Here is a 3,465-nt window from a genome sequence, read left to right as displayed (position 1 = left end):
CGAGACGCTGATCGACGAGGCGATGAAGATCGCCGAGCAGATGGAGAAGGACGGCGTCGCCTCCGGCGAGCCCCAGATCTCCATCGCCGGCTGACTGCACACAAGCACTGTTGACAGATCGTGAGAACTCCTATGACCGAAAAGCTCTCGACCATATCCCGTCCACCTGAGCTTTCCGTGCCGGCTCTCCTGGAACGTTCCCGCGAGCTGTGCATGCCCTCTCTGCGAGAAGCCGTGGGCCAGTTGGCCTCTCCCATGGACGCTGTGGCCGCCTACCACTTCGGCTGGACCGACCGCCAGGGGAAGCCCAGCGCTGGAGACGGCGGCAAAATGCTGCGGCCTGCACTAGCGCTCATATCCGCCCAGGCAGCAGGCGCACCAGCAGGCGGAGTGAGGGGCGGCGTTGCGGTGGAGCTAGTACACAACTTCTCGCTTCTGCACGACGACTTCATGGACGGCGACGAAACGCGGCGGTACCGGGCCACCGCCTGGACAGTGTTCAGCCCGACGCTGGCTATTCTGACCGGCGACGCCCTCCTCGCGCTCGCCTCCGATGTCCTGCTGAGCAATCGGTCTGACGGAGTGTCGCCCTCCGACCGCGCCCGGGCAGTACAGCGCCTCACCACAGCCAGCCGCAGGCTGATCGACGGCCAGGCTCGTGACCTGTCCTTCGAGCACCACAGCCAGATCAGTGTCCAGCAATGCCTGGAGATGGAAGCAGACAAGACCGCTGCCCTGCTGGCCTGTGCCTGTGCCATCGGTGCGGTGCTTGCCGGCGCTGATGATGTCACCGCGGACGCCCTGGGACGCTTTGGCCATCACATGGGGCTGGCTTTCCAGGCCGTGGACGACCTGCTGGGCATCTGGGGCGCCCCAGAGTCAACCGGCAAGCCTCACTGGGGGGATTTGCGTCGGCGTAAGAAGTCGCTGCCGGTCTGTGCCGCTCTCGCCGATGGGGGCAAGGCTTCCCGCCAGCTCGCCGGCCTCATCGCTGCACCCGGCGGTCATGGTGACCAGGACGATCAGCAGCTCGCCAAGCGTGCCTTCCTCATCGAGGCAGCCGGCGGCCGTACCTGGACGCAGCATGAAGCACGCCGCCAGCACGAGGAAGCCTTGGCCGCGCTGAATGAGGTGTCGATGCCTGAAGGCGTGCGGGAGTCATTCACGGCGCTGGCTGAGTTCGTCATCAAGCGCACGAGGTGACCAGCAATGACCACGACCGGCTTTCCCACGTCCGAAAGCGCCGGACCAGCACTCGACGACCACGTCGGGCAGGACAGCCCCTGTGTACGGCCGAGCCTGCTGGCACAGATCCGTCACCCCCGTGACCTTAGCTGTCTGACTTCAGATGAACTCAGGGATCTGACCAGCGAGATACGCTCTTTCCTGGTCCGAGAGGTCTCCAAGACCGGTGGCCACCTCGGCCCCAACCTCGGGGTCGTCGAGCTGACCATCGCCCTGCACCGCGTCTTCGACTCCCCGCGCGACCGCATCCTCTTCGACACCGGCCACCAGTCATACGTTCACAAGCTGCTCACCGGTCGGCAGGACTTCTCGAAGCTGAAGATGAAGGGCGGCCTCTCCGGCTACCCCTCCCGCGCCGAGTCCCACCACGATGTGATCGAGAACAGCCACGCCTCGACGGTGCTTGGCTACGCCGACGGCCTGGCCAAAGCTAACAAGGTCCAGGGCGATCCGAACCGCCCTGTTGTGGCCGTCATCGGCGACGGTGCACTCACCGGTGGCATGGCCTGGGAGGCGCTGAACAACATCGCCACCGCCAGGGACCTGCCGCTCGTCATTGTGATTAACGACAACGAGCGCTCTTACTCTCCTACCATCGGCGGCCTCGCGAACCACCTCACGGCCTTGCGTACCCAGGGCCACAAACGTCTCCCCCGCGTCAGGGATGCCAGCCAGCCCGTCTCCGCTCCCCTGCACGATGCTGGCGAAGAACTCCTGAAGCCTGTCCCGCCCCAGAACATGTTCGAGAGCCTGGGCCTGGAGTACATCGGCCCCGTCGACGGCCATGACGTGGCGGCGCTGGAGTCCGCCCTTGCCACGGCCCGCAGTTTCGGGTGCCCGGTCGTCGTGCACTGTCTTACTGAGAAGGGCCGTGGCTACCCTGCCGCTGAGCGTTGTGACAAGGACCGCTTCCACGCCGTCGGCGTCATCAACGCCGAGACTGGTCTGCCGATCGCCTCCTCCGGCGCGGACTGGACCTCCGTCTTCGGCGAGGAGATGGTCAAGCTAGGCAGGGAGCGCGAGGACATCGTCGCGATCACGGCGGCCATGCTGCACCCGGTCGGCCTTGCGCCGTTCGCTAAATCCTTCCCGGACCGCATCTTTGATGTCGGGATCGCCGAGCAGCATGGTGCGGTCTCCGCCGCGGGACTGTCGACCGGCGGCCTGCATCCGGTCTTCGCCGTCTATGCGACGTTCCTCAACCGCGCCTTCGACCAGGTGCTGATGGACGTGGCCCTGCACAAGTGCGGCGTGACCTTCGTCCTGGACCGGGCAGGGGTCACCGGCAGCGACGGCGCCTCCCACAACGGCATGTGGGACATGTCGATCCTCCAGGTCGTCCCCGGCCTCAGGCTCGCCGCCCCGCGCGACGCCGACCAGGTCCGCGCCCAGCTGCGCGAGGCCGTCGACGTCGACGACGCCCCGACTGTGGTCCGCTTCTCCAAGGGGGCCGTCGGACCGGCCGTACCGGCCCTCGGCCGCATAGGCGGCATAGACGTGCTCCGCGAACCGGGCACAAACCGTCCCGACGTCCTGCTCGTCTCGGTCGGCGCGCTAGCCCCGATGTGCCTGGAGATCGCTGGCCTACTCGAGAGGCAGGGTATCACCACCACCGTCGTCGACCCCCGGTGGGTCAAGCCGGTCGACGAGGCCCTCGCACCGCTCGCCGAGCAGCACCGGGTCATCGTCACCGTCGAGGACAACAGCCGCGTCGGCGGTGTCGGCTCGGCCGTCGCACAAACCCTGCGCGACGCGGGAGTGGACGTACCGCTCCGCGACTTCGGCATCCCGCCCCGCTTCCTCGACCACGCCTCCCGCAACGAGGTCATGACCGAGATCGGCCTGACCGCCCCGGACATCGCCCGCCAGGTCACCGACCTGGTCCCGCACCTGGACAGTCGCAGGCTGCCTCAGCAAAGGCCCATACGCCACCTCACGACCACAACCTCCAGTCCGCTGCCGGCCGACGGCAGCTGAAGCCAGGAGTGCCATGCACGCCGATTCTCACCCTTTCCCCTCGGCCGACCCACGACCGCGCCTCTCCGGCCATGAAGCACGGATCCCCGGCGCCAGGACAGGTGATCCCGTCACAGAGCCGATATTCCGCAAGCCGGTCCGCTCTCTCGACCGGGTGATCATCCGTTTCGCGGGTGACTCCGGTGACGGCATGCAGCTGACGGGTGACAGGTTCACCTCGGAGACGGCGTCGTTCGGCAACGA

Annotated in this window: 2 protein-coding genes and 1 pseudogene; all 3 read left to right on the top strand. The window is 66.8% G+C overall.

Going from position 1 to position 3,465, the window contains the following annotated elements:
* The first annotated feature begins 132 nt into the window (after positions 1–132).
* Positions 133–1,203, top strand: coding sequence for a polyprenyl synthetase family protein (locus ACF08N_RS37920; protein ID WP_392329252.1), 1,071 nt, complete (start codon positions 133–135; stop codon positions 1,201–1,203).
* A gap of 6 nt (positions 1,204–1,209) precedes the next feature.
* Complete coding sequence (dxs, locus tag ACF08N_RS37915) at positions 1,210–3,222, top strand: 1-deoxy-D-xylulose-5-phosphate synthase (protein ID WP_392329251.1); 2,013 nt, start codon at positions 1,210–1,212, stop codon at positions 3,220–3,222.
* A 13-nt stretch (positions 3,223–3,235) separates the two neighbouring features.
* A pseudogene (locus ACF08N_RS37910) lies at positions 3,236–3,465 on the top strand (hypothetical protein); the annotation flags it as partial.

Origin of the sequence: Streptomyces sp. NPDC015127, assembly GCF_043080095.1 — a bacterium.
GTDB lineage: Bacteria > Actinomycetota > Actinomycetes > Streptomycetales > Streptomycetaceae > Streptomyces.
This window is presented reverse-complemented; position numbering and strand designations above follow the sequence as displayed.